Genomic DNA, 22,117 nt, shown 5'->3' with positions numbered 1-22,117 from the left:
GCGAGCGGCGTACTTTGAAATTAGGGAAGGGAGCGACATGGCGAAGGTCAGTAATTCAAGCGTCTCGGTCGAGTTGTCCTACGAGGAACTTGCGGTGATCCGCACGGCCCTCGAAGGTGCCGTTGGCAACTGGTACTTCACTGACGACGAGGAACGAAACCTTGCCAGTTCACTTCTCTCGGACTTTGGAGGCTAACGATCTACAGCCTGGCACAATCAGTTCTGGTCAAGGGAGCGGCAGGTGAACCGCTCCCTTCTCCATTTCAGGGCCTGGCGCGTCACGAGGTCGAGTTCCGCCGCGGTGAGTTCAGTCTCGTCGCGGCGGGCCCCGGCACCGGCAAGTCACTTTTCGCTCTGAACCTGGCGTTGTACGGCAACATGCCGGTGCTGTACTACAGCGCCGATAGCAATGCAGCAACTCAGTTGACTCGCGCTACGGCCATCCTGACGGGTGAGAACGTACGGGACATCAAGCGGAAGTTGCTGAACGACGACTTCAGCGAGTACCTGGGCTATCTCTCGAAGAGGTGGTGGATCAGGTTCAACTACGACGCGCGGCCGGCGCTTCACGACCTGGAGCGAGACCTTCGTTCGTACTTCGAGGTCTTCGGAATGTTCCCGCACCTGATCGTGGTGGACAACATCACCAACGTGGCCGGTGAGGTGGCGGCCGGTGACGCCGAGTCGTTCACGTTCGGCCTGGAAGCCATGTGCGAGTACATGTCCGAGATGGCGCGATACACCGGGGCTCACGTCCTGGCCCTGCATCACGTCATCGGCGAGTACAGCGACGGCCTACAGCCGATCCCGCTCTCTGGAGTGAAGGGCAAGATCGGCCGTGTCCCGAACGTGATTCTGACGATCCATAAGGAAATCGACGGCATGGACGGCAGGATTCTGCACGTCTCTCCCGTCAAGAACCGAGAGGGTTTCGAGGACTCCAGCGGTCAGACCTTCTCGTCCTACGTCTTCAACAGCACGAACATGCAGCTCACGGACGTGGCCGATGGCCTCTAAGTGAGCTTAGTCACTGACTCAAATCTTGAAAGTGCGACGCTCTCGATCTATGTTGGTAATAGGAAAGGGGAGGGGAAATGAGCACTTGCGGATACACACTTCAGCGGGAAATCGTTGACGTTCTTCTTCACGACAACCCGCACATCACCGGGAACCAGATTCAGGAAGCTGGTGGTGGCGTTGTGGCCCTGGTCCTCTCGGTCGAGAGTGCTCGGAAGATGCGACTCTACCGACTGGCCAAGGAACTGAAATTCCACTCTCGGTACAGTGCCGCTCGCGTCGTAGCGGTGTCCATGCCGACTGAGCGCGGGACCGCGTGGGAAGTGCTTCCCCTCCCTTACCTTCAGGGCCTTGCCGATGAGGCGGTGTACGCCAAGGACCAGCGCAGGCTTGAGGCGGCCCTGAGGCCGCGTGTCTGACCCTCGCGCCGGCTACCGGCGCTGCACGAAGTGCGAGAAGAACCGAGCGGAAAAGTTCTTCACTCCGAAGGGCCGAGTCTGCTCGACCTGTAGGAAGGAAACGCGGCGGGCCGCTTCCAGGAACGCCCGCCTGCAATCCACCTACGGACTTTCCAACGAGGAGTATCAGCTCCTCTTCGATGCCCAGAGCGGCCGGTGCGCCATCTGCAAGGAAACGCGCAGATCCAACCTGGCCGTGGATCACTGCCACAAGACAGAGGCAATCCGCGGGCTCCTTTGCCAACGCTGCAATGGACAGCTCCTAGCCCGCGGAGCACGCGACAGGCCCGAGGTTCTAAGGGCTGCTGCTGACTACCTAGAGGACTACCCGGCCTGGAAAGTGCTGGGTCCGAGATACACGTTCGACCGGGAGGGGACCCCAGATGGCTGACGAGCGAATCAAGTTCGACTACCGCAAGTGGCGCGGCGAGAAGGAGTTCATGAGTTCCGTGAATCGTCAGTACAACTTCCCCGTCCAAGTGAGGCGGATCGGTGAACCGGCCCCGCAGATCGGTCGTTAAGCCTCCGATCTCCGAGGTGCTGAAGCACTACTACTCAATAGATGTGAAGCAGCGGGCAGGGTGGTCCAAGATCCTCTGCCCGCTTCACGTTGAAGAGAACCCCAGCGCCTCGGTGAGTACGGAGAAGCAGCGATGGAATTGTTTCGTCTGTCAGGTGTCGGAAGACAGCCTTGACGTGATTATGCGGGAGGAGGGCATTGGCTTCCGAGAAGCCCAAGATTGGGCACATGAGCGGTTCGGTGGAAGCCGCCAAGACGTACCACCGGCAGTACAAGGGGAGCCCGGCCGAGGAGTACATCAAGGTTCGCGGCCTGGACGGCGTGGCGGACAGGTTCGGCCTGGGGTACGTCGGTTCGGCGCTGACTGGACATGAGCAGAGAACGGGAAGCCTGGTCCTCCCGTACCTGCGGCCGGCGAAGGGACCGCACGGCGTAGCCACCATCCGGTTCCGCTGCATTGCCGACGAATGCGTACGGGACGAGAGCGGCAACTACCTCGCTCCGACGCAGAAGGAAAGCCACCGCGGACACGGGAAGTACCTGACACTCCCCGGCGATCAGCCCCGACTCTTCAACACCAAGGCACTCATCACCGACAGCCCGTTCATCGTCATCACTGAGGGCGAGTTCGACGCGATGGTGTGGGAGTCGGTGGGGGTGCCGGCCATCGCCTACCAGGGCACGTCATCGTGGCGTGACCACTTCCTTCCCGCGCTTATGGGATTCACGGCGGTCTACATCATCGCTGACGGAGACAAGCCCGGACTTGAGGCCGCGGACAAGTTGGCGGCCTCCCTGCCCAACGCAAAAGTCATCGTCCTTGGCGACGGTCACGACTCCAATTCATTCCTGCATGACTTCGGGGCTGCTGCCCTGCGAGAAAGGATCGGCCTGTGAAGAGCAAGTGGAAGCCCGGTACGCGAGTCCGAGTGCGGGCCACGGTCAAGGACGGCACGGCCGGCCTGACGGGAATCATCGAGGCCGTTGACTACGCGCAGACCGAGGAAGCGACCTCGGTCCTAGTGGACGGCCACCAGCTCGGCGGCGTGGCCGCTGGCGGCTGCTACTTCAAGGATGAGGAGCTGGAGGAGCTGTGAAGTTCACGCCCGGCGAGGTCATAGTCATCGCCAACCCCAGCACCCTCTACACCTCGCAGTTCCAGGGTTACCGGGCAGTGGTTACCGACTACAAGGAAAACGAAATCTTCCCGTACGAGGTGACGTTCGCTAACGGCACCAGCATGGGCTTCGCGGAAGAGGAGCTGTCGTCAGCGGAGCTGACGGATTACCTGGAAGTCATCGATGAACTCACCGCAGCCATGACGGCCGACGCCCAGGACCAGGAGCACGACGAGGTGAACCATCCGTCGCATTACACCTGGCTCCCCAACGGCCTGGAAGTCATCGACGTGACCGAGCACTTCAACTTCACCCTTGGCAACGCGCTGAAGTACATCATGCGCGCTGGCCACAAGCACGACGAGCCGATTACGGACCTGCGTAAGGCGGTCTGGTACATCAACCGTGAGATAGAACGTCTGGAGAATGCGTGAAGCGTGTTGTAGTGGTCTCTGACGTTCAGGCGCCCTTCGAGGACAAGCGGGCTCTCAAGAACGTCATTCGGTTCATCGGTGAATACCAGCCGGACGAGGTTATCCAGATCGGTGATCTCGTGGACTATCCTGCCCCGTCCCGCTGGTCTGCGGGGACCAGGGCGGAGTTCGAGGGCAACGTCATCCGGGATTCTGAGTACACCAAGCGAAACTTCCTCGAACCCCTGCGAGCCGTCTACGACGGCCCGGTGGGAGTCCTTGAGGGGAACCACGACGAGCGGCCTCAGAAGTACCTTGCGAGCCGGGCGCCGGCCCTCGCGGCGGAGGACACTCACTACCGCTTTGAGAACCTGCTCGACTTTGCGGCCTACGACGTGACGAAGCTCCAGCCGTACTACGACTTCGCGCCAGGATGGGTGGCCATCCACGGCCACGAGTCGGCGGGTCTTAATCAGGTTGCAGGCCGTACCGCTGCGGCCAAGGCCCGGAAGGCCGGCGTGAGCGTCGTCATGGGCCACACTCACCGGCTGGCCATCTCCCCGGAGTCCACGGGCTACGGCGGCAAGCTGAAGACCATCTACGGGTTCGAGGTCGGACACCTCATGGACGTTCGAAAGGCCGGATACCTGAAGAACGGTCCAGCGAATTGGCAGAAGGGCTTCGGTCTCTTCTACGTCGGGAAGTACAACGCGGTCCCGCACGCCATCCCCATTGACGACGACGGCAGTTTCGTAGTCGAAGGCGTTCGGTACGGAAAGATTAAGCGTGGTCCGAAGGGCCAGTTCGTTAAGGACAGTGCATGACGGAAATCGACTGGGAGGCCCTTGAGCCACTGGCCGAGAAGATCGCCTACGAGATCGCAGCGAAGTGGTCCATCGTGGAGGCTGACGATGTGAAGCAGGAAATCTTGCTCCACGCTGTTCAGGAACAGCACCACATCGCCAGGTACCAGGGAAACGAGGATCTACTCCGAAAGATCTTCTACAACGCCGGCCGCCGATACGCCGCCAAGGAACGGGCGTATCTCGACCTCATGGACGACCAGTACCACTACACGCCCGACGAGGTTCGAGGCGTCATGCGGTCCTTCGTCTACACCGACGCAGAGGTGGCCGATCAGATCGGCAAGAAGGACGACCTGACGCGGTGCGTCATCACGGACAACATCCTCTCCGCGCGGATGGATGCTGAGAAGGCGACCGGGCGCCTGAACAAGGACTACCAAGAGGCAATCATGCGGCAGTTCGTCTATGGCCTTTCGCCCGTGAACGACGCCGACAAGAAGCGCGGATACCGGGCCATCGATGCCCTCACCGCGGAAATGAACCGAGGCATACGGACGGGAAGGTAAGACCCTGACTAACTGGAAGACTGAAACTGCTAAGACTGTCTACGAGCGCACCTATCGGCGGGAGAAGCCGAACGGTGAGCTGGAGACCTGGCCCGAGACCGTACGCCGAGTGGTGGCCGGCAACGTGGCCCTTGTCGAGCCCCGCTACATCGAGGCGGGTGAGGCTGAGCGCCTGGTCGAGCTGATCGAGTCGTGGAAGGTGATGCCTGCGGGCCGTCACCTGAAGTCGTCCGGCGTGAATGATTACGCGCTCAACAACTGTTGGGCCGCGGGCTGGGAGCCCTCGAAGCCTGAGGAGCACTTCACGTTCACGCTCCTCCGCCTGGCGGAGGGTGGTGGCGTCGGTGCCAACTACAGCAACCACTACCTTCACGAGTTCCCGACCATCGAGAACGCGGTACGGGTGCACGTGGTCTGTGACCCCTCGCACCCTGACTATCTCGACATGGCGGAAGCCGGGTTGCTCTCCACGGAGTACGCCTATACGTGGGCGGGCGCCTACAGCGTCGAGGACTCCCGAGAAGGCTGGGCCGAGGCCCTGGCAGACCTGATCCGCACCGCACACCGCCCGGACGTGAAGCACGAGGACCGCGTATACGACGTGTCCCGTGTCCGGCACAAGGGCGCCCCGCTGCGGAGCTTCGGAGGCACTGCCAGCGGTCCAGCTCCCTTCGCGGAGATGCTGAAGCGAGTGGGCGAGATCCTGACGGACGCGGCCGGGTGGCCGCTCACCGGCATGGACGCTATGGAGATCGACCACGAGATTGCCCGGTGCATCGTCTCTGGGGGTGTCCGTCGCTCGGCTCGCATGTCGATCATGCGGTGGGACGACACGCAGATTGCCGATTTCCTGGCCTGCAAGGCTGACCAGTCGAAGCACTGGACTACGAACATCTCTGTCGAGATCGATGATGCCTTCATCGAGGCCGCCCAGAGTGGTCACATGGGCGCTCATCTCGTGCTCAGCACCCTGGCCGAGGGCGCACTCAGCAACGGTGAGCCGGGCTTCTGGAACAGCTCCCTGAGCGCCGTAGGGGAGGTGGATGGGGTCTACACGACCAACCCGTGTGGAGAGGCCCTGTTGACCCCGTACGAGCCGTGCAACCTGGGCAGTGTGAACCTGTCCGCGTTCGTGGACGAGTACGGCAACGTCGACACTGAGGGCCTGTTGGAGGCTCACCGACTGGTGACGCGGTACCTGATTCGCGCCACGTGTGCGGAGGTCGCTGATCCGAAGAGCAAGGAGGCCATCTCTCGGTACCGGCGCATCGGCGTCGGGCATACCGGGTTCGCTGACTTCCTGGCGAAGAACGGGCTCAAGTACAGCGAGGCGGCCGACAATTGGCAGGTTCAGCGGACGCTTGAGCTGCTGGCCGAAGAGGTGGACGCGGCTGCGGCCGAGTACGCCAACGAGATGCGGATTCCGGTCCCGATCAAGAAGCGGGTGATCGCACCCACGGGCACCATCTCCAAGGTGGCCGGCGTCTCGGGAGAGGCTACCCATGCTCCTTTCAGCGATTACTTCATTCGCCGTATCCGCTTCTCTCTGGTGGAGCCGGAAGAGGCGCGAAAGGTGGAGGAGTACCGAGCGAAGGGTTACCACGTCGAGCCTTGCCTCTACGCGGCGAACACGGCGGTGGTGAGCATCCCGACCCGTGACCCGCTGGTGAGTGAGGTCATGGACCCGTCCGTGATCGAGCACGCAGGCAACCTGTCCCTTGAGGACATGCTGAAGGTGCAGGTGCTCTATCAGACGTTCTGGGCTGACCAGGCGGTGAGTTACACGGCCTCCGTGGACCCTGAGCGGTACACGGTGGAAGACGTGGCGGCGATCCTGCTGGAGTTCATGCCGCGGCTGAAGGGCTCCACGATCTTCCCCGAGCTGTCGCGGGACCAGGCGCCGTATGAGCGCATCACCCGAGACCAGTACATCGAGATGGCCACGGCCCTGGGCATCGAGACCGAGGACACCGGCTTCGATGAGATCTGCGCAAGCGGAGCCTGCCCCATCTAGTAAGTGGGGGCCGTCACAGGCCCTAAAACTTGAAACTGCGACGCTTGCGGCGCACTATGGAAATAGAAGAAGGGATTCCCCCAGTGAGCTATCCGGACCCGTTCGATGAGCGATCCCCCTGGGACGAAGAGCCCGAAACCCCGAAGAAGGAGAACAAGCCTTTGACTGCTGCCCCCGATGGTCCCGCCCCGTTCAAGATCGGCTTCACGCTGAAGGCCGCAAACGGATTCGATGCCGAGTGGCTGACCCCGACCGTCTACGGCCACGACGCCGAGGAGACCGCCCAGCGCGGCGCCGAGCTGCTGGCCGCGATGAAGAGCAAGGGTCTGATCGACCTCACGGCGAAGGCCGCGGAGTACACCCGCAGTCAGTACAAGGGCAGCGGAGCCAACCCCGGTGGCGGTGGCGCCCCGAAGCGCTTCAACGGCGGCAAGGTCGAGCGTCGGGACGGCGGGGGCCAGGCGGCCCCGAAGACGGCCGGCGATGACTGCCCGCACGGCCGGTCGCTCGTCTCGAAGGCCAACTGGACGGCCCTCTTCTGCGACGGGCCGGACGGTGACAAGTGCGAGCCGCTGTGGAAGCAGAAGGACGGTTCGTTCAAGGCCAACAAGTAACGCTGCACTTTTGAATGGGGAGCCGGGTACGGCCTGGCTCCCCTTTTGCATGGGAGAAACATGGAATTCCGGTCCTCAATGACCGTCGATCTGGTCAAGCACGCGGCTGAAGACGCTGATGTCGTCTTCGCCGCTCGGGTGTCGACTCAGGGCGGAGAGACGCGGTTCAACGAGTCCTCGGAGCGGGACGCCGGCCTCATCAACTTCCTCATGCGGGACCGGCACGGATCACCGTTCGAGCACACCTCTTTCACCTTCTACATCGAGGCGCCCATCTTCGTTGTGCGGGAGTTCTTCCGGCACAGGGCCGGGTGGAGCTACAACGAAGAGTCGGGAAGGTATAAGCAGCTTGAGCCGGTCTTCTACCTGCCGGCCGATGGTCGGTCCCTTCGCCAGATCGGCAAGCCTGGCGCCTACGACTTCATTCAGGGCGACTACAAGCAGAAGTCGGCCGTGAGCGGAGACCTGCGGCGAATCAGCACCGAGGCGTACACCACCTATGAGCGCCTTCTCGACATAGGAGTTGCCCGCGAGGTGGCTCGGATGGTCCTCCCCGTGAACATCTACACGTCGTTCTACGCGACCTGTAACGCCCGGAGCCTCATGCATTTCCTTGGCCTCCGGACCGCACGAGAGAACGCGGCCTTCCGATCCTTCCCTCAGCGGGAGATCGAGTTGGTTGCCGAAGGAATGGAAACCGAGTTCGCCCGGACCATGCCTCTGACTTACGCGGCCTTCGAGGCCAACGGAAGGGTGGCCCCATGAAGTTTCTCGTTCCCGTGGTCTTGGTCCTGCTTCTCGTGGCAACCGTTCTCACACGGGCCTATGCCCCCTGCTCCGTCTGGAACCTGTCTCGCGCGGCTGACGTGCCGGCGCGATGCCTCATGCACCGATAGGTAGCCCATGGCTGACTTCTTTTACTTCATCGACGGCATGGCCGCGATGTACTTCATTCTCCTGCTGGCGGCAGTAGCCCGTGGCCGCTAAGCGACTCTTTCCGGATGAGATCTACGTTCTCGGGTGGGAGAACGGCGGAGTTTCCGTCCTGTGTAAGCACTGTGATTTCGAGTTGGGCGGCGGAGGTTGTGACTGCTGCTCTGACAACAACGTGACCTTGGATGATTTGCTGACCGCGGCTGAGGTCAAGCACGAATGCAACGGGAGTGCCGATGAGTAAGGAAAAGGTCCGCGTCACTGTCGTGATCGAGTACGAACCGAATCTCGATCACTACGAGGGCTGTACGACGGTGGCGGAGGCCGCCGCATTCGATGAGCTGGAAAACCCCTTCATCGCTTACCCCGACGCCTACTTGGACGACACCAAGAGCGTCACCTTCGAGGCCGTGACTGTCGAATAGGAGACTGAGTGAAGGTCCTACACTACAAGATCAAGCACCAGACGGTACGGATCAACGTAGCTGAGACCACGTGGGACCTGAACCAGTTCATCGACTTCATCGAGGCCAACCCTGTCCTTGGGTACGACACCGAGACGACCGGACTCGACTGGTGGAACTCTGACCGTGGCTTCCGTATTCGGCTGGCGCAGTTCGGAAACGGGATTGAAAGCTGGGTTCTGCCGGTCGAGATCAACCCGGAATTCAAGGCTGCGGCCATCTGGGCGCTTCGCAAGGCCCGATGGCTGATCGCCCACAACGGGACCTTTGATCGGCACGTCAGTGAACGAACCCTCGGTGTCCCGCTCGAAGAGCTGGCCCCCAAGATGTTCGACACGAAGATTCTCGCCCACCTCGTTGACCCCCGTCAGGTCAAGGAAGGTGGCCCCGGCCTCAAACTCGAAGAGCTGATCAAGTTCTACATCGACCCCGTTGCCGCTGAAGAGGTCAAGGGCTCTATGGCCCAGATCGCCAAGCGGTACAAGGTCAAGAAGGCCGATGTCTGGCCGGTGGTCCGGACGTTCGATCCTCAATACCTGCTCTACGCGGGCACCGACCCCATATGGGCTTACCGGCTGCTGCATATCCTTCTGCCGAAGGTGCCGGCGCGCTCGAAGGCTAAGGGGCTTATCGGCTGGGAACACCGGCTCGCTCACGTCATGGCGAAGACGGAGCGGACCGGCTACTTGGTTGACCGGGAGTACGCAGAGATGCGTATTGCCGAGCTGAAGGCCGAAGAAGAGAAGTGGCTCAAGGTCGCAAGTCAGTGGGTCGAGAACGTCAACTCGGATGCGCAACTGATCGCCGCATTCCAGAGATTCGGGGTCAAGCTCACGAAGAGGACGCCCAAGGGCAACTTCTCCATGGACGCCGAGGTACTGGACTCTATCGATCACCCGTTGGCCGAGGCAGTCAAGAAAGCCACGAAGGCCGCTAAGTGGCGGAAGACGTGGTTCGAGGCTGCTCTCAACGGCATGGACTCTGAAGGTCGCGTACATGCGAGCGTGAATCCTCTCCAGGCCAGGACGGCAAGGATGAGCATTTCCGGGGCTATCGCGGCACAGACGTTCCCGGCCGGTGACGGCTATGTGCGCTCTGCGTTCCTCGCTGAAGAGGGCCACGTGTCGGTATCCATCGACTTCGGCAACATGGAGCTTCGATTCCTCGCGGCTGAGTCGAGAGATCCCGTCATGATCGACGCTTTCTTGAATGACAAGGATCTGCACCAGATCACCGCGGACGCCGCCGAGGTGTCCAGAAAGACCGGTAAGCAAGCGAACTTCCTGACTGTCTTCGGTGGCGGGTGGAAGGCCCTGATGACGAATGCGGGTGTGACCGAGGAAGTTGCCCGCAGGACCATCAAGGCGTTCAACGACACCTATACGTGGGTGGACAAGCTCTCGAAGAAGCTCATGTCCGAGGCCAAGCGGTACGGCTACATCTACACGATTACCGGCCGCCGACTCCCGGTGGACAAGAGCCGCGCTTACGCGGCCCTGAACTACTACATCCAGTCTGGCAGCCGGGACATCACGGCCCGTGCCGTGCTGAACCTCGATAAGGCCGGATTCACGCCCTGGATTCGGCTCGTGATTCACGACGAGATCGTATTCAGCTTCCCGAAGGAACGAGCGAAGGAGCTGACCGAGCAAGCTGCCCGGATCATGGAATTCACGGTCAAGGGCGTTCTGATTCCCGCTGAGGGAGAGATCGGGGACCGCTCATGGGGCTCCATTCTCGACCTCGAAGACAGCAAGCACTAGGAGGGGCACTTGAAGCTGAGTGAATTGGTTGCCGACGCTGAGCGGACTCTCAAGGAGTTCGGAGACATTCCCGTTGTGGTCCGTGACCCCGGATGCGGCTGTTGCTCCAGTAGTGCCTACGAAGAGGCTGCTACGAGCATCGAAAAGGGGTCTGAGGAGGTCTGGACGGGACGTGAGTACGTCAAGGTCTCGACTGTCTACGTCGTGAGCTGAGCCTTTGGAAGAGATCGAAGAGTGTGAATGGTGCCAGAACTACGAGGCTGTAGGGCTTTTCAGCCTTGACGACGTAGAAACCGGCCTGTGTGCCCAGTGTGCTGAAGACAACGATGCGGAGCGAGTGAATGACTGACAAGAACCCCGAGGCCGAGTCCATCATCTCGGACATCGAACACCGGATGGCCCTCGCCAACCTGGAGAAGCGCGGCGAATACGCGGCCGGTATCGCCATCATCTCTGGCGACATTCTGAAGCTCGCTGTCGCGGCTGGCGTCCCGTACGCCCTCGCTCGGGAGATGGCTGCGGACTTCTGGAAGGCGGAAATGCTGGCGGACACCGTTGCCGCCCTGATCCGTAATGCTGACCTTGACCTTGAGCTGGACGACGACGAGGACTGAGACCCTGAGCTGTCAGATTCACTACGCCTGCACCGTCCTGCACGGTGCAAAGCGCCCCTGTTGGGATTGCTACTTCTTGAGCATCGCTGAATCGGCCTCAGAGCGCGGTGACTGCAACCGGAAGCAGGTCGGGGCGGTCCTGGTCCGCCCCGACCACCGGACGGTCATCACGGGCTACAACGGCTCCGCCCCTGGCGGGCCGAGCTGCCTCGAAGGCGACTGCGAGCGGTGCAACAGCGATGTGCCGGCCGGTACCGGCTACGAGAGCTGCATTGAGTACCACGCCGAGACCAACGCCATCATGTGGGCCAGGCCAGAGGACCGGATCGGGACCACGCTCTACGTGACGTTCGAGCCCTGCGGCGACTGCCGGAAGCTCATCCGCGGTGTGGGGATCGCTCACGTGGTGTGGCTCGTGGACAGGACGAAGATCTGTCGTTGGACCGTCTGAAGGAATGAATTGACCGTGGACGAGTGGATCAAGCAGCAGCTTGACCGAGCACCGCAGATCCCGACAGAGCAACTGGCCGACGCCTTGGCCGCCTTCGGCATCCGCATCAAGACTCCCGAGCAGTAGCAGAGTGCCCCCTCCAGTCGGAGGGGGCCTCTTTCTGTTAGTCCTCGCGGAAGACGGGCGTCAGGCGCTCCAAGTCGATGCCGGCCCCTCTCTTGCGGGTGGTGGCCACCAGGACCGAGCGGAGCACGGAGCGGACCACATCTCTCTGTCGTTCTATGGAGAGTTGGCCCCACCCGTCCTTCATGGCGTCGAGCGAGGGCGCCAGACTGGGCCTTGTCGCCTGGAACAAGGCCCGCTCGCCTCTTAGCTTCTCGATCTTCCCCTCAAGGTCATCCAACAGGATGGCGTACGTGGTGGCCTTGATCTTTCCAGCGTTATACATGGCCTTGATGTCGGCTAGCTCTGTCTCAGCCTCCGTAAGCTCAGGCTCCTTCTCCCACTGCTTCTCTTCGGGCTCCTGGGCAAGACTGAGGTTCTTCGCCGCCCGCTCCAGGTACTCGGTCACGAGCTGACGGATAACCTCGTCCGTCTTGTTCCGGATGATCGACACGTTCCCGCAGCCGCCGGCGCCCTCAGCACACCGGTACTTCGGGTACTTGGAAGCGCTGTTGGCCGCCACCATGCGAGTGCCGCACGCGCCACATCGGAGGATGCCGGACAGGAGGGTGCTCGTTCGGTACTCGCGGGACTGCCCGGCGCCCTGGTTCGTCTCCCACTTCGCTCTCAGTGCTTCCCAAGACTGCACGGAGACAAGGGCATCCCAGTCCCCCATGACGTACTGGCCTTCGTCGTCCTTGAGGGGTTCCCCCTGGTAGACGCGGATGCCTGCGTTGCGGGGGTTGAGCAAGATGCGGCGGACGGCTGTCCGGTCGTACGGCTTGCCGGTCCTCCCGACGAAGCCCGCTTCCTTGAAGCGTCGAGTCACCGTGGCCACGGAGTCACCTTGGATGCCGGCCTCGGTCTGCGAGGCAACCATCTCGGCCTCTTTAGGGCGAGCCGTCTTACGGTCTTCCTCCCAGCCGAAGGGCCGGTGCCCTCCAGACACTTCACCCTCTCTCGCCTTCCTCAGCATCTCTCGCTTGAGTCGGCGGGACATGTCCTCAGACGCCTTGTTCGCCACGCTCACCATGATGCGCGCACTGAACCGCCCATCAGGGGTCGATAGGTCAAAGTTCTGCCCTGAGAGGGTGACGAACCCGAGCTTCTGCTTGTTGCCCTCGTAGATGTCGATGACCCGCTCAAGGTCTCGGTTCTGCCGAGTCAGGCGGTCGATGTCCACGGCAAGGATGCCGCCGCGGAGGCCCGGCGCCGCGAGATCGACAAGCATCCGTTCGAAGTCTTTGCGCTTCACGCGGCGCTTGAAGGCGCTGAGGTTGTTGTCCTCGTACCAGGCGACGGGGACCCCCATGTTGGCGGCCAGGGCCGCCAAGTCCTCTCGCTGCTTAAGGACGCCCTTCCGCTCCCTCTCCTTGGCTTCCTCGGGGGTCAGTGCGCCCGCGTTGACCAGGTACCGCAGCTCTGCCAGGTCGGCGTCTGAGATACGGCAGTACGCCGCCCAGGGCCGCGCAGTCTCCACCACCGTTCCCCTCCCCTTGATTTCTTGATAGTGTGACGAGTAAACCACATTAATGCGTTCAGTGGTCGTTCTCCTGGGAGGCCGCCTGGGACCACGCGGCGGGGCTGCTGCTGGTCGAGGAGGCGGGCGGCGCCCACCTGACCCTCGCGGGCGAGCCGTTCCGCATCACGGGAGGTAACGCGCTGCCCTTCACCGCGGCCCGGGACGCGGCCACGGCTCGCCGGGTGGTGGAGCTGTTGTCGGCCGGCGTCTGAGCGACGCGCCGCGGGGTGTCGTTCACTCGGGCAGGGGGCTCGTTCGCCTCGCGTGCCGGGTCTCGTCCACTCCGGCGTGGGGCCTTGTCGACTCCGGCGTGCGTGGTGTCCTGTCGACTCCGGCGTGCGGCGCGCACCGTCCCGGACCGCTCCCCGGACCCGGGGTTGTGCCGGCCCTGACCGCCCGCGCCGCCAAGGCTGTCGGTGGCCCGGCATATCCTGATCCTCAGTGGCCATCGGCTGACAAAGGAGTCCGAAGGTGCCGTCGATGCTCGATGCGGTCGTAGTGGGTGCGGGGCCGAACGGACTGACCGCTGCCGTGGAGCTTGCCCGCCGCGGCTTCTCCGTGGCGGTGTTCGAGGCGCGCGACGGCGTGGGCGGGGGAGCCAGGACCGAGGAGCTCACGCTGCCCGGCTTCCGGCACGACCCCTGCTCCGCGGCGCACCCCCTGGGGATCAACTCGCCCGCCTTCCGTGCGATGCCGCTGGAGCGGTACGGACTGGAGTGGCTGCACGCCGAGCTGCCCATGGCGCATCCCTTCCCGGACGGCACGGCCGCCGTGCTGTCGCGGTCGGTGGCCGAGACGGCCGCCTCGTTCGGCCCACGCGACGCGGGCACGTACCGCCGGCTGATCGCCCCCTTCCTGCCCCGCTGGGACACCCTGGCCCGCGACTTCATGTCCCTGCCGCTGAGCTCGCTGCCCCGGGACCCTGTCACCCTCGCCCGCTTCGGCCTCACCGGGCTGCCCCCGTCGACCTGGCTGATGCGCCGCTTCCGCGACGAGCGGGCCCAGGCACTGTTCGCCGGGCTGGTGGCCCATGTCATCGCTCCGCTCGGCGGCATCGCCACCAGCGCCGTCGGCCTCGTCTTCGCGCTGGCCGCGCACGCCCGCGGCTGGCCCGTCGCGCGCGGCGGCTCCCAGTCGATCTCCGACGCGCTCGCCGCGTACCTCAAGGACCTCGGCGGCGCAGTCCACACCGACTACGAGGTGAAGCACTTCGACGACCTGCCGCCCGCCCGGGCCTACGTCTTCGACACCTCGCCCACCGCCCTGGCCCGCATCGCCGGCTTCGGGCGCTACTACGAGAACTACCGCTATGGAGCGGGCGTCTTCAAGGTCGACTACGCGCTCGACGGCCCCGTGCCGTGGACGGCGAAGGAGGCGCGCACCGCCGGGACCGTGCAGGTCGGCGCGAGCCGCGCGGAGATCGGCGCCGCGCTGCACGCGGCCTCGCGCGAGGGCCGGGCGCCCGACGCCCCCTTCCTGATCACCGTGCAGCCCAGCGTCGTCGACCCCTCCCGGGCCCCCGCCGGCAAACAGGTCTTCTGGGCGTACGGCCATGTCCCGAACGGGTACACCGGAGACCTCACGGACGCCATCGAGCGCCAACTGGAGCGCTTCGCACCCGGGTTCCGAGACCGGGTGCTCGCCCGCGCGACCGCGGGACCGCCCGAGCTCGTCGCTCGCAACGCCAATTACGTGGGCGGTGACATCGCCTGCGGCGCCGCCTCCGGGATCCAGCTCCTGCTGCGGCCCAAGGTCTCCCTCTTCCCGTACAGCACTCCGCACCCGGCCGTGTTCATCTGCTCTTCGGCCACCCCGCCGGGACCCGGCGTGCACGGCATGTCGGGGCACAACGCGGCCAAGGCGGTATGGAGGAGGCTGCGTCAGTCATGACCACGCTCACCCTGGTCCAGGGCGACATCACCCGGCAGACCGTCGACGCCGTCGTCAATGCCGCCAACTCCTCACTGCTCGGCGGGGGAGGGGTCGACGGCGCCATCCACCGGCGCGGCGGCCCCGACATCCTCGCCGAGTGCCGCAAGCTCCGCGCCTCGCACTACGGCAAGGGCCTGCCCACGGGGCAGGCCGTCGCCACGACGGCGGGCAAGCTGGACGCGCGATGGGTTATCCACACCGTCGGCCCGGTCTGGTCCGCCGGCGAGGACCGCGGTGAACTCCTCGCGTCCTGTTACCGGGAGTCCCTGCGGGTCGCCGCCGAGCTGGGGGCGCGAACCGTGGCGTTCCCGGCGATCTCCACCGGCATCTACGGCTGGCCGATGGACGACGGCGCGCGGATCGCCGTACGGACGGTGCGCGAGAGCGCGGATCCGGCCGTGGAAGAGGTGCGGTTCGTGCTTTTCGACGAGCACGCCTACACGGCTTTCGAGGATGCCCTGGGCTGACGGGCGGGGCACCGGCGGCCGAGGTCCCGCGGCCGGGGCGGTCGCAGGCCGGCTGACGTACATGTCGTTTTCTCGCGAGCCCCGCGCCGTCCCGTGCCCGATCCTGGAGGCATGCGGAACGGGATGCACACCGACATCGAGCGCTGCGTGCGCGCCGTCCAGTCGAAGGACGCGCGCTTCGACGGCTGGTTCTTCACGGCGGTTCTGACCACCCGGATCTACTGCCGGCCCAGCTGCCCGGTCGTTCCGCCGAAGCCGCAGAACATGACGTTCTACCCCAGTGCGGCGGCCTGCCAGCAGGCCGGATTCCGGGCCTGCAAGCGGTGCCGGCCGGACACCAGCCCGGGCTCGCCGGAGTGGAATCAGCGCGCCGACCTGGTGGCCCGCGCCATGCGCCTGATCGGCGACGGCGTCGTGGACCGCGAGGGCGTCCCAGGTCTCGCCGCCCGGCTCGGCTACAGCACCCGCCAGATCGAGCGACAGCTCCTCGCCGAGCTGGGCGCGGGACCGCTGGCGCTCGCCCGGGCCCAGCGCGCGCAGACCGCCCGGCTGCTCATCGAGACGACCGCGCTGCCCATGGCCGACGTCGCCTTCGCCGCCGGATTCTCCTCGATCCGCACCTTCAACGACACGGTGCGGGAAGTCTTCGCGCTCTCCCCGAGCGAGCTGCGTACCCGCGTTCCCCGGAAGGCTGAGCCCGCTCCCGGCGCCCTCACCCTCCGCCTCCCTTTCCGTATCCCGCTCAACCCGGACAACCTCTTCGGCCACCTCGCCGCGACCGCCGTGCCCGGGGTCGAGGAGTGGCGCGACGGTGCGTACCGGCGCACGCTTCGCCTGCCCTACGGGCACGGTGTGGTCGCGCTCACCCCCAAGCCCGACCACATCGCCTGCCGCCTCACCCTCAGCGACATGCGCGACCTGCCCGTCGCCATCAGCCGGTGCCGGCGGCTGCTCGACCTGGACGCCGACCCGGTCGCGGTCGACGACCAGCTGCGCGGCGATCCCCTGCTCGCCCCGCTCGTCGACAAGGCGCCCGGCCGCCGGGTCCCCCGCACTGTCGACGAGGCCGAGTTCGCCGTACGGGCCGTACTGGGCCAGCAGGTCTCCACCGCCGCCGCCCGCACCCACGCGGCCCGTCTGGTCACCGCGCACGGTGTACCCGTCGACGACCCCGAGGGCGGCCTCACCCACCTCTTCCCCTCGCCCGAGGCGCTCGCGGCGGTGGACCCCGACTCCCTTGCGATGCCGAGGACGCGGCGGGCGACGTTCACCAATCTGGTCCGCCAACTCGCGGACGGGACACTGCACTTGGGCGTGGAGAGCGACTGGGCGGAGAGCCGGGCCCGGCTCCTCGCGCTGCCCGGCTTCGGGCCCTGGACCGTCGACGTCATCGCGATGCGCGCCCTCGGCGACCCCGACGCCTTCCTCGCCACCGACCTCGGAATCCGCCGCGCCGCCGCGGAGTTGGGCCTTCCGTCCAGTCCGGCCGCGCTCACCGCCCGCGCCGCGGCCTGGCGCCCCTGGCGGGCCTACGCGGTCCAGTACCTGTGGGCGACCGACAGCCACCCGATCAACTTCCTTCCCGTATGAGCGACTTCGCCGCCCCCTCAGTGACTTCGAGGACCCGAACCGTGAAACAGCACACCGTGATCGACAGTCCGTACGGCCCGCTCACCCTGGTCGCCACCGACGGCTCCCTGTCCGGCCTCTACATGGTCGGCCAGCGACACCGCCCGCCGGAGGAACACTTCGGGGAACGCGACGACACCCCCTTCGGTGAGACGACCGACCAGCTGAAGGCCTATTTCGCAGGCGAGTTGACGGAGTTCGACCTGCCCCTGCGCCTGGCCGGAACCCCTTTCCAGCGCACCGTCTGGCAACAGCTCCAGAAGATCCCGTACGGCGAGACCCGCTCCTACGGCGAACTCGCCGACGCCCTCGGCAACCCCAAGGCCTCACGCGCGGTGGGCCTCGCCAACGGCAAGAACCCGGTCGGCATCATCGTCCCCTGCCACCGCGTCGTGGGCGCCGACGGCAGCCTCACCGGTTACGGCGGCGGCCTGGACCGCAAGCAGCGCCTGCTGGACTTCGAACGGGGGGCCGCCCTCTTCTGAGACCGTCGCCGGGACTCCCGGGATGTCCGCTGTGCTGGGGCCGGCCGTCCCGACCATGAGTCGACCGCGCACCTTGTATGGTCACGCGCATGAAGACGAAGGCAGGCCGGCTCGCTCCGGCCCGCCCTCGAAGCATCGGCATTCATTCGGGACGCCTCGAACGCGACGTTGACCACAGGGATGACATGGCGGCAAGTGACGTGCAGGTCTGGACGGGAATCGTCGGGACCTTCGCCACCGTAGGTGTCAGTGTTCTCGGGGTACTGAACTTTCAACGCAAACGAGACCGGTCCGCGTCGGTCGGCACGGCCTTCCGGGATGTAGTGGAATCCCTGGCGTCGGACAACAAGACGCAGCAGATGGCCGCGGCCATCCTGATGCGCCGCTTCTTCGACAACAATTCTGAACAGGGAGCGGGGCGCACTCCCTATGCGAATGAGGCCGTCGCCGTGATCGCCGGACTGCTCCGGGAATCAGACACGGGACAAATCCAGAAGGTACTCGCCGACGGCTTGCGCTATGCGCCGTCGCTGTCCCAGGCCGACCTTCAGGGGTGCAACCTGGCGCGCGCCTATCTGGGATACCGGAAGGGAGACAAGAAGACGGTCGACCTCACGAACGCCGATCTCTTCGAAGCCGACCTCACGGGTGCCTCGTTGAGGGGTGTCACCGCATCGGGTGCGGTCTTCTATCGCGCCACACTGGTGAACGCGGTCCTGGCCGACGCGGTCCTCACCGGCGCCGACTTCCGTGAGGCGCGATTGGCCGGTGCCGACTTCGGCGGGGCCCGTCTCAGCGGCGCACGTTTCTCAGGAGCCTCCGATATCCCCGCGCACATAGCAGGCTTACTGGACTCGGACGGAAAAGTAGTGAGCGAAGCGCCCGCGTGAAAATGAACGATACCGACCTGCCCCGCATATTCCTCGGGGCGCCCTCCATCCTCACCCCGGAACAGCAGACGACGCTGGAGCGCTGGGTGGTCTGCCTCGAACGTCGATCGTTCCAGGTCATCCGCCTGGGGCGGGACAGCCACGGTGACGATCCGTGGCGCACGCTGATCCCGCTCCTCGCGGACGTCGACGGTGTCGTGCTGCTCGGATTCAGGCAACTCGACGCACGCGACGCCGTCTGGCGCCCGGACACCAAGGAAGAGGCTCCCTCGTCCCGTTGGTGGACCTCCCCCTGGCTGCAGTTGGAGGCCGGAATGGCGGCGGCTCTGGCCCTGCCGGTGCTGGTCGCACCCGAGGCCGACGTCAAGGAGGGCGTGTTCAACCCGGAAGTCTGGAACGGCCGGGTGAACGGAACGCAGCTCGGCACGCCGGGGAGGGTGCCCGAGGATTGGCTGCGCGCCGTCCGAGAGCGCCGGGACCGCCGCGTTCCGGGTCCCGGTCTCCCGTAGCCGTCGCGTTCCGGGTCCCGGTCCTCCCCAGCCGCCGCGTGCTAGGTTCCGGTCTCCCGTAGCCGTCGCAACAGCTCGGGCAGTGCCGTCCCGATCGGCTCCCGTACGACCTCGTCGGCCCGGTCGTCGTACGGTGTGGGTTCGGCGTTGACGATGATCAGGCGGGCGCCGTGGTCGGCGGCGACGCCTGCGAGGCCCGCGGCCGGCTGTACCTGAAGGGTGCTGCCGACCGCGATGAGCACCTGGCAGGCCTTGGAGATCGCGACCGCCTCACCGAGCACCACCGGATCGAGCCGCTCACCGAACATCACGGTCGCCGACTTCAGGATCCCGCCGCACTCCAGACACGGCGGGTCGTCCTCGCCGGCCTCGACCCGCGCGATCGCGTCCTCCATCGGCCCGCGCGCATGGCACGTCGTGCACACGAACTCCCGTGCGGAGCCGTGCAGTTCGAGAACCTTGCGGGGCGGCATGCCGCCGAGCTGGTGCAGCCCGTCGACGTTCTGCGTGATGACTCGCACCGGCACCCCGGACCGCGCCAGCTCGGCCACCGCCCGGTGCGCGGCGTTCGGCTCGGCCTTCAGCGTGCGGTTGTTGCGCCGCATCTGCCACGAGCGGCGCCGGATCTCCGGATCGCCCATGTAGTACTCGTACGTCACGAGCTTCTCGGCCTCGGGATCGCGCCGCCACAGCCCGTTGGGACCGCGATAGTCGGGGATCCCGGAGTCCGTGGAGATGCCGGCCCCGCTGAGGATCGCGACGAGTGGCTTGTGCATGCGGCGAGGGTAATTCTCCGGCCCACTCGGGGCGAACGGATATCCGGGCGGGTCCCTTGCAGACTTCCGGTCGGTCGGAGGGGGCTCCTGATACCGCTGAGGAGCGTTCAGGCGTCGGGCTCAGCCCGCCCGCAGTTCAGCCCACCCGGTGCCCGTTCTCCAGTTCCGCCGTGCCCGAGCCCTCCGCGAGTACGTCGAGCGCGGCCAGTACGCGGCGGCCCAGGGCGCCCGGCAGATGCGCGGCGAGATCGTCCCGCGGCACGAGCCGCCAGGACAGCAGCTCCTCCTCCTGCAACCTGATCGCCTTGAGCTGGTCCTCGCCGAGGACTCCGCCGTCGTACAGGTACGCCACCAGCGGGGGCCGCGCCGTGCCCGGCACCCAGTCCACCGCGAGCAGCCGTCCGAGCGCGATGTCGAGCCCGATCTCCTCGGCGGTCTCGCGCCGAGCACCCTGCCGCGGGGTCTCTCCCTCGTCCGACTCGATCGTGCCGCCCGGCAGCGCCCAGCCCTCCCGGTAGTTCGGCTCGACGAGCAGGACGCGCCCGTCGCCGTCGCGGAAGAGCGCGGCGGCTCCGGCGATGACGCGGGGGAGACCCGCGATGTACGTGGCGAAGTCAGAAACGGTCATCCAGAAAGGGTAACGAGCCCGGCCGACACCTAGCGGACACACCCGGCACCCGCCCGCCCCAACGGCCTCGCCAGGCCGCCCCCGGCCGACCAGCCGTAAGCCGCCCCGGCCGCCCGGCCAGGAGCCGCCCCCGCCGACCAGCCGGAAGCCCCGGCCGCCCAGCCGCAAGCCGCCCGCCCGCCCGCCTAACCAGGAGCCGCCCCGGCCAGCCGCACCGTCCGCTCCGCCAGCTCGCTGATCCGTGCCCCGTCGAAGCCGAACACCGCGCTGCGGACCGTGTCCTCCAGGGGATCCCGCCACTGGCCGGGGATGGCCGCGCCCCCGCACAGGACGCCCGCGACGGAGCCCGCGGTGGCGCCGTTCGAGTCGGTGTCGAGGCCGCCGCGGACGGTCAGCGTGATGGTGCGGGTGAAGTCGCCGTCGCCGTACAGGAGCCCGGCCGTGAGGACGGCGGCGTTCGGGACGGTGTGGATCCAGCCGAGGCCCGCGGTCTCCTCGGCCACCGTGGTGAGCGTGTCCTCCCAGGTCATCCGGGTCTCGTGCAGCGTGAGCACCCGGCGGACGGTGCGGGCGAGGCGGCTGCTCGCCGGGATCACCGTGAGCGCCGTGTCCAGCGCGTGCCGCACGGTGGGCGCGGTGAACGCCGCCGAGATCAGCGCCGCCGCCCACATCGCGCCGTACACGCCGTTGCCGGTGTGGGACAGGACGGCGTCGCGGCGGGCCAGGGAGGCCGCGCGGCGCGGCGCGCCGGGAGAGGTCCAGGCGTAGACGTCGGCGCGGATGAGGGCGCCGATCCACTCCTGGTACGGATTGTCGTACGTCGCGGTCAGTGGCGGTTTGATGCCGTTGGCGAGGTTCCGGTAGGTGGCCCGCTCCGCGGTGAAGGTCTGCAGATACGGCAGCCGCAGCAGCCACAGGTCGCCGACCTGCTCCGTGCTGAAGCCGAAGCCGTGCGTCTCCAGGAGGTGCAGTCCGAGGATCGCGTAGTCCACGTCGTCGTCACGGCAGCTGCCGTGGATGCGGCCGCGGACGCACTGCCGCCACTCGGGGCGCAGCACGAACTCGGCGCTCTGGGTGACGGGCGCGGGCAGGTAGTCGGTGAGCGGCAGGGCCGCGGCCTGCCGCAGATAGCGGTCGATGCGTTCCCGCGTCCAGTGGTCGCCCTGCTCGACCGGCTTGCCGAGCATGTTGCCCGCGATCCGGCCCAGCCAGCCCCCGAGGACGCGGTCGCCCAGCTCGGTGCCCACAGGGGTCATGCCTCCGGTGTACCCGATGACGGACCGGGCAGCGCGGGGTTCGGCGCAGGTCGCCCGGTGTTCGGTGCGCGGGACGGGGCATGACGGCGTACCCCTCCTGCGGTTATGGT

28 protein-coding genes and 1 pseudogene are annotated in these 22,117 nt (G+C 65.8%); 25 read left to right on the top strand and 4 right to left on the bottom strand.

Translation table 11 applies throughout. The features are described from left to right. Positions 1-37 precede the first annotated feature (37 nt). The 18 genes from ACFVYF_RS18735 to ACFVYF_RS18650 all read left to right on the top strand — a co-directional run bounded on the left by ACFVYF_RS18735 (position 38) and on the right by ACFVYF_RS18650 (position 11,751). Positions 38-196, top strand: coding sequence for a hypothetical protein (locus tag ACFVYF_RS18735; protein WP_389456574.1), 159 nt, complete (start codon positions 38-40; stop codon positions 194-196). Positions 197-198: 2 nt separating this feature from the next. Continuing rightward, positions 199-1,017 carry an AAA family ATPase gene (locus tag ACFVYF_RS18730; RefSeq protein ID WP_389456804.1) on the top strand — a complete coding sequence of 273 codons (819 nt, stop codon included), beginning with the start codon at positions 199-201 and terminating at the stop codon, positions 1,015-1,017. A gap of 77 nt (positions 1,018-1,094) precedes the next feature. Next, a complete protein-coding gene (locus ACFVYF_RS18725; protein ID WP_389456573.1) occupies positions 1,095-1,436 on the top strand; it encodes a hypothetical protein in 342 nt (113 codons plus the stop codon). Continuing rightward, positions 1,429-1,866: an endonuclease VII domain-containing protein gene (locus ACFVYF_RS18720; protein ID WP_389456571.1), complete on the top strand. Its 438-nt coding sequence runs from the start codon at positions 1,429-1,431 to the stop codon at positions 1,864-1,866. The genes ACFVYF_RS18725 and ACFVYF_RS18720 overlap by 8 nt, the downstream gene beginning before the upstream one ends. After that, positions 1,859-1,996: a hypothetical protein gene (locus ACFVYF_RS18715; protein WP_389456569.1), complete on the top strand. Its 138-nt coding sequence runs from the start codon at positions 1,859-1,861 to the stop codon at positions 1,994-1,996. The genes ACFVYF_RS18720 and ACFVYF_RS18715 overlap by 8 nt, the downstream gene beginning before the upstream one ends. Then, the gene (locus ACFVYF_RS18710) at positions 1,968-2,369 is read left to right on the top strand and encodes a CHC2 zinc finger domain-containing protein (protein ID WP_389456567.1); all 402 of its coding nucleotides are present in this window, start codon (positions 1,968-1,970) and stop codon (positions 2,367-2,369) included. The genes ACFVYF_RS18715 and ACFVYF_RS18710 overlap by 29 nt, the downstream gene beginning before the upstream one ends. Further along, positions 2,293-2,892, top strand: coding sequence for a toprim domain-containing protein (locus tag ACFVYF_RS18705; protein WP_389456802.1), 600 nt, complete (start codon positions 2,293-2,295; stop codon positions 2,890-2,892). Before ACFVYF_RS18710 ends, ACFVYF_RS18705 begins: the two co-directional genes overlap by 77 nt. Then, complete coding sequence (locus tag ACFVYF_RS18700; protein WP_389456566.1) at positions 2,889-3,092, top strand: hypothetical protein; 204 nt, start codon at positions 2,889-2,891, stop codon at positions 3,090-3,092. Before ACFVYF_RS18705 ends, ACFVYF_RS18700 begins: the two co-directional genes overlap by 4 nt. Beyond that, the gene (locus tag ACFVYF_RS18695) at positions 3,089-3,547 is read left to right on the top strand and encodes a DUF3310 domain-containing protein (RefSeq protein WP_389456564.1); all 459 of its coding nucleotides are present in this window, start codon (positions 3,089-3,091) and stop codon (positions 3,545-3,547) included. Before ACFVYF_RS18700 ends, ACFVYF_RS18695 begins: the two co-directional genes overlap by 4 nt. After that, entirely contained in the window at positions 3,544-4,350 is an 807-nt protein-coding gene (locus ACFVYF_RS18690) for a metallophosphoesterase (protein WP_389456562.1), read from the top strand. The genes ACFVYF_RS18695 and ACFVYF_RS18690 overlap by 4 nt, the downstream gene beginning before the upstream one ends. Beyond that, positions 4,347-4,898 (top strand): hypothetical protein, encoded by a 552-nt coding sequence (locus ACFVYF_RS18685; protein WP_389456560.1) that lies wholly within the window; start codon positions 4,347-4,349, stop codon positions 4,896-4,898. Before ACFVYF_RS18690 ends, ACFVYF_RS18685 begins: the two co-directional genes overlap by 4 nt. A 4-nt stretch (positions 4,899-4,902) precedes the next feature. After that, positions 4,903-6,912, top strand: coding sequence for a ribonucleoside-triphosphate reductase, adenosylcobalamin-dependent (gene nrdJ / locus ACFVYF_RS18680; protein ID WP_389456800.1), 2,010 nt, complete (start codon positions 4,903-4,905; stop codon positions 6,910-6,912). A 161-nt stretch (positions 6,913-7,073) separates the two neighbouring features. Next, positions 7,074-7,526, top strand: a complete 453-nt coding sequence (locus tag ACFVYF_RS18675; RefSeq protein ID WP_389456558.1) for a hypothetical protein — start codon at positions 7,074-7,076, stop codon at positions 7,524-7,526. Between the two features lie 78 nt (positions 7,527-7,604). Further along, complete coding sequence (gene thyX, locus ACFVYF_RS18670; protein ID WP_389456557.1) at positions 7,605-8,291, top strand: FAD-dependent thymidylate synthase; 687 nt, start codon at positions 7,605-7,607, stop codon at positions 8,289-8,291. A 404-nt stretch (positions 8,292-8,695) separates the two neighbouring features. Then, on the top strand, positions 8,696-8,884 hold the full coding sequence (locus ACFVYF_RS18665) for a hypothetical protein (RefSeq protein ID WP_389456555.1): 189 nt from the start codon (positions 8,696-8,698) through the stop codon (positions 8,882-8,884). A gap of 8 nt (positions 8,885-8,892) precedes the next feature. Further along, on the top strand, positions 8,893-10,686 hold the full coding sequence (locus tag ACFVYF_RS18660) for a DNA polymerase (protein WP_389456553.1): 1,794 nt from the start codon (positions 8,893-8,895) through the stop codon (positions 10,684-10,686). Between the two features lie 341 nt (positions 10,687-11,027). Then, a complete protein-coding gene (locus tag ACFVYF_RS18655; RefSeq protein WP_389456551.1) occupies positions 11,028-11,300 on the top strand; it encodes a hypothetical protein in 273 nt (90 codons plus the stop codon). Next, a complete protein-coding gene (locus tag ACFVYF_RS18650; protein ID WP_389456550.1) occupies positions 11,260-11,751 on the top strand; it encodes a deoxycytidylate deaminase in 492 nt (163 codons plus the stop codon). The genes ACFVYF_RS18655 and ACFVYF_RS18650 overlap by 41 nt, the downstream gene beginning before the upstream one ends. Positions 11,752-11,914: 163 nt before the next feature. On the opposite strand, the gene ACFVYF_RS18645 is transcribed toward ACFVYF_RS18650, so the two are convergent. Further along, positions 11,915-13,396, bottom strand: a complete 1,482-nt coding sequence (locus ACFVYF_RS18645; protein WP_389456548.1) for a recombinase family protein — start codon at positions 13,394-13,396, stop codon at positions 11,915-11,917. Between the two features lie 62 nt (positions 13,397-13,458). Between ACFVYF_RS18645 and ACFVYF_RS18640 the strand changes: the two are divergent. The 7 genes and pseudogenes from ACFVYF_RS18640 to ACFVYF_RS18610 all read left to right on the top strand — a co-directional run. Beyond that, a pseudogene (locus ACFVYF_RS18640) lies at positions 13,459-13,647 on the top strand (inositol monophosphatase family protein); the annotation flags it as partial. 268 nt (positions 13,648-13,915) lie between these two features. After that, positions 13,916-15,325 (top strand): phytoene desaturase family protein, encoded by a 1,410-nt coding sequence (locus ACFVYF_RS18635; protein WP_389456547.1) that lies wholly within the window; start codon positions 13,916-13,918, stop codon positions 15,323-15,325. Beyond that, positions 15,322-15,834 carry an O-acetyl-ADP-ribose deacetylase gene (locus ACFVYF_RS18630; protein WP_389456545.1) on the top strand — a complete coding sequence of 171 codons (513 nt, stop codon included), beginning with the start codon at positions 15,322-15,324 and terminating at the stop codon, positions 15,832-15,834. Before ACFVYF_RS18635 ends, ACFVYF_RS18630 begins: the two co-directional genes overlap by 4 nt. Before the next feature lie 111 nt (positions 15,835-15,945). Further along, positions 15,946-17,424 (top strand): AlkA N-terminal domain-containing protein, encoded by a 1,479-nt coding sequence (locus ACFVYF_RS18625; protein WP_389456543.1) that lies wholly within the window; start codon positions 15,946-15,948, stop codon positions 17,422-17,424. A gap of 41 nt (positions 17,425-17,465) precedes the next feature. Next, positions 17,466-17,948, top strand: coding sequence for a methylated-DNA--[protein]-cysteine S-methyltransferase (locus tag ACFVYF_RS18620; RefSeq protein ID WP_389456541.1), 483 nt, complete (start codon positions 17,466-17,468; stop codon positions 17,946-17,948). A gap of 89 nt (positions 17,949-18,037) precedes the next feature. Further along, positions 18,038-18,838: a pentapeptide repeat-containing protein gene (locus tag ACFVYF_RS18615; RefSeq protein WP_389456539.1), complete on the top strand. Its 801-nt coding sequence runs from the start codon at positions 18,038-18,040 to the stop codon at positions 18,836-18,838. Next, positions 18,835-19,347: a hypothetical protein gene (locus ACFVYF_RS18610; RefSeq protein WP_389456537.1), complete on the top strand. Its 513-nt coding sequence runs from the start codon at positions 18,835-18,837 to the stop codon at positions 19,345-19,347. The genes ACFVYF_RS18615 and ACFVYF_RS18610 overlap by 4 nt, the downstream gene beginning before the upstream one ends. A gap of 41 nt (positions 19,348-19,388) precedes the next feature. Here ACFVYF_RS18610 and ACFVYF_RS18605 read toward each other — a convergent pair whose 3' ends face one another. The 3 genes from ACFVYF_RS18605 to ACFVYF_RS18595 form a co-directional block, all read right to left on the bottom strand. Next, positions 19,389-20,123, bottom strand: coding sequence for an NAD-dependent deacetylase (locus ACFVYF_RS18605; RefSeq protein ID WP_389456535.1), 735 nt, complete (start codon positions 20,121-20,123; stop codon positions 19,389-19,391). 136 nt (positions 20,124-20,259) lie between these two features. Further along, complete coding sequence (locus tag ACFVYF_RS18600) at positions 20,260-20,751, bottom strand: NUDIX domain-containing protein (RefSeq protein WP_389456534.1); 492 nt, start codon at positions 20,749-20,751, stop codon at positions 20,260-20,262. A 185-nt stretch (positions 20,752-20,936) separates the two neighbouring features. After that, positions 20,937-22,007: an ADP-ribosylglycohydrolase family protein gene (locus ACFVYF_RS18595; RefSeq protein ID WP_389456532.1), complete on the bottom strand. Its 1,071-nt coding sequence runs from the start codon at positions 22,005-22,007 to the stop codon at positions 20,937-20,939. Positions 22,008-22,117 lie beyond the last annotated feature (110 nt).

It is taken from the genome of Streptomyces sp. NPDC058274 (genome assembly GCF_042881375.1).
GTDB lineage: Bacteria > Actinomycetota > Actinomycetes > Streptomycetales > Streptomycetaceae > Streptomyces.
The sequence above is the reverse complement of the archived record's forward strand: the minus strand, read 5'-3'. Positions and strand labels throughout refer to the sequence as shown.

Excerpts from the sequence above, each read along its gene's own strand:
- ACFVYF_RS18735 (WP_389456574.1), top strand. The coding sequence starts at position 38 with ATGGCGAAGGTCAGTAATTCAAGCGTCTCGGTCGAGTTGTCCTACGAG.
- ACFVYF_RS18725 (WP_389456573.1), top strand. The coding sequence starts at position 1,095 with ATGAGCACTTGCGGATACACACTTCAGCGGGAAATCGTTGACGTTCTT.
- ACFVYF_RS18715 (WP_389456569.1), top strand. The coding sequence starts at position 1,859 with ATGGCTGACGAGCGAATCAAGTTCGACTACCGCAAGTGGCGCGGCGAG.
- ACFVYF_RS18685 (WP_389456560.1), top strand. The coding sequence starts at position 4,347 with ATGACGGAAATCGACTGGGAGGCCCTTGAGCCACTGGCCGAGAAGATC.
- thyX (WP_389456557.1), top strand. The coding sequence starts at position 7,605 with ATGACCGTCGATCTGGTCAAGCACGCGGCTGAAGACGCTGATGTCGTC.
- ACFVYF_RS18665 (WP_389456555.1), top strand. The coding sequence starts at position 8,696 with ATGAGTAAGGAAAAGGTCCGCGTCACTGTCGTGATCGAGTACGAACCG.
- ACFVYF_RS18655 (WP_389456551.1), top strand. The coding sequence starts at position 11,028 with ATGACTGACAAGAACCCCGAGGCCGAGTCCATCATCTCGGACATCGAA.
- ACFVYF_RS18650 (WP_389456550.1), top strand. The coding sequence starts at position 11,260 with ATGCTGACCTTGACCTTGAGCTGGACGACGACGAGGACTGAGACCCTG.
- ACFVYF_RS18635 (WP_389456547.1), top strand. The coding sequence starts at position 13,916 with ATGCTCGATGCGGTCGTAGTGGGTGCGGGGCCGAACGGACTGACCGCT.
- ACFVYF_RS18630 (WP_389456545.1), top strand. The coding sequence starts at position 15,322 with ATGACCACGCTCACCCTGGTCCAGGGCGACATCACCCGGCAGACCGTC.
- ACFVYF_RS18625 (WP_389456543.1), top strand. The coding sequence starts at position 15,946 with ATGCGGAACGGGATGCACACCGACATCGAGCGCTGCGTGCGCGCCGTC.
- ACFVYF_RS18615 (WP_389456539.1), top strand. The coding sequence starts at position 18,038 with ATGAAGACGAAGGCAGGCCGGCTCGCTCCGGCCCGCCCTCGAAGCATC.
- ACFVYF_RS18605 (WP_389456535.1), bottom strand. The coding sequence starts at position 20,123 with ATGCACAAGCCACTCGTCGCGATCCTCAGCGGGGCCGGCATCTCCACG.
- ACFVYF_RS18600 (WP_389456534.1), bottom strand. The coding sequence starts at position 20,751 with ATGACCGTTTCTGACTTCGCCACGTACATCGCGGGTCTCCCCCGCGTC.
- ACFVYF_RS18595 (WP_389456532.1), bottom strand. The coding sequence starts at position 22,007 with ATGACCCCTGTGGGCACCGAGCTGGGCGACCGCGTCCTCGGGGGCTGG.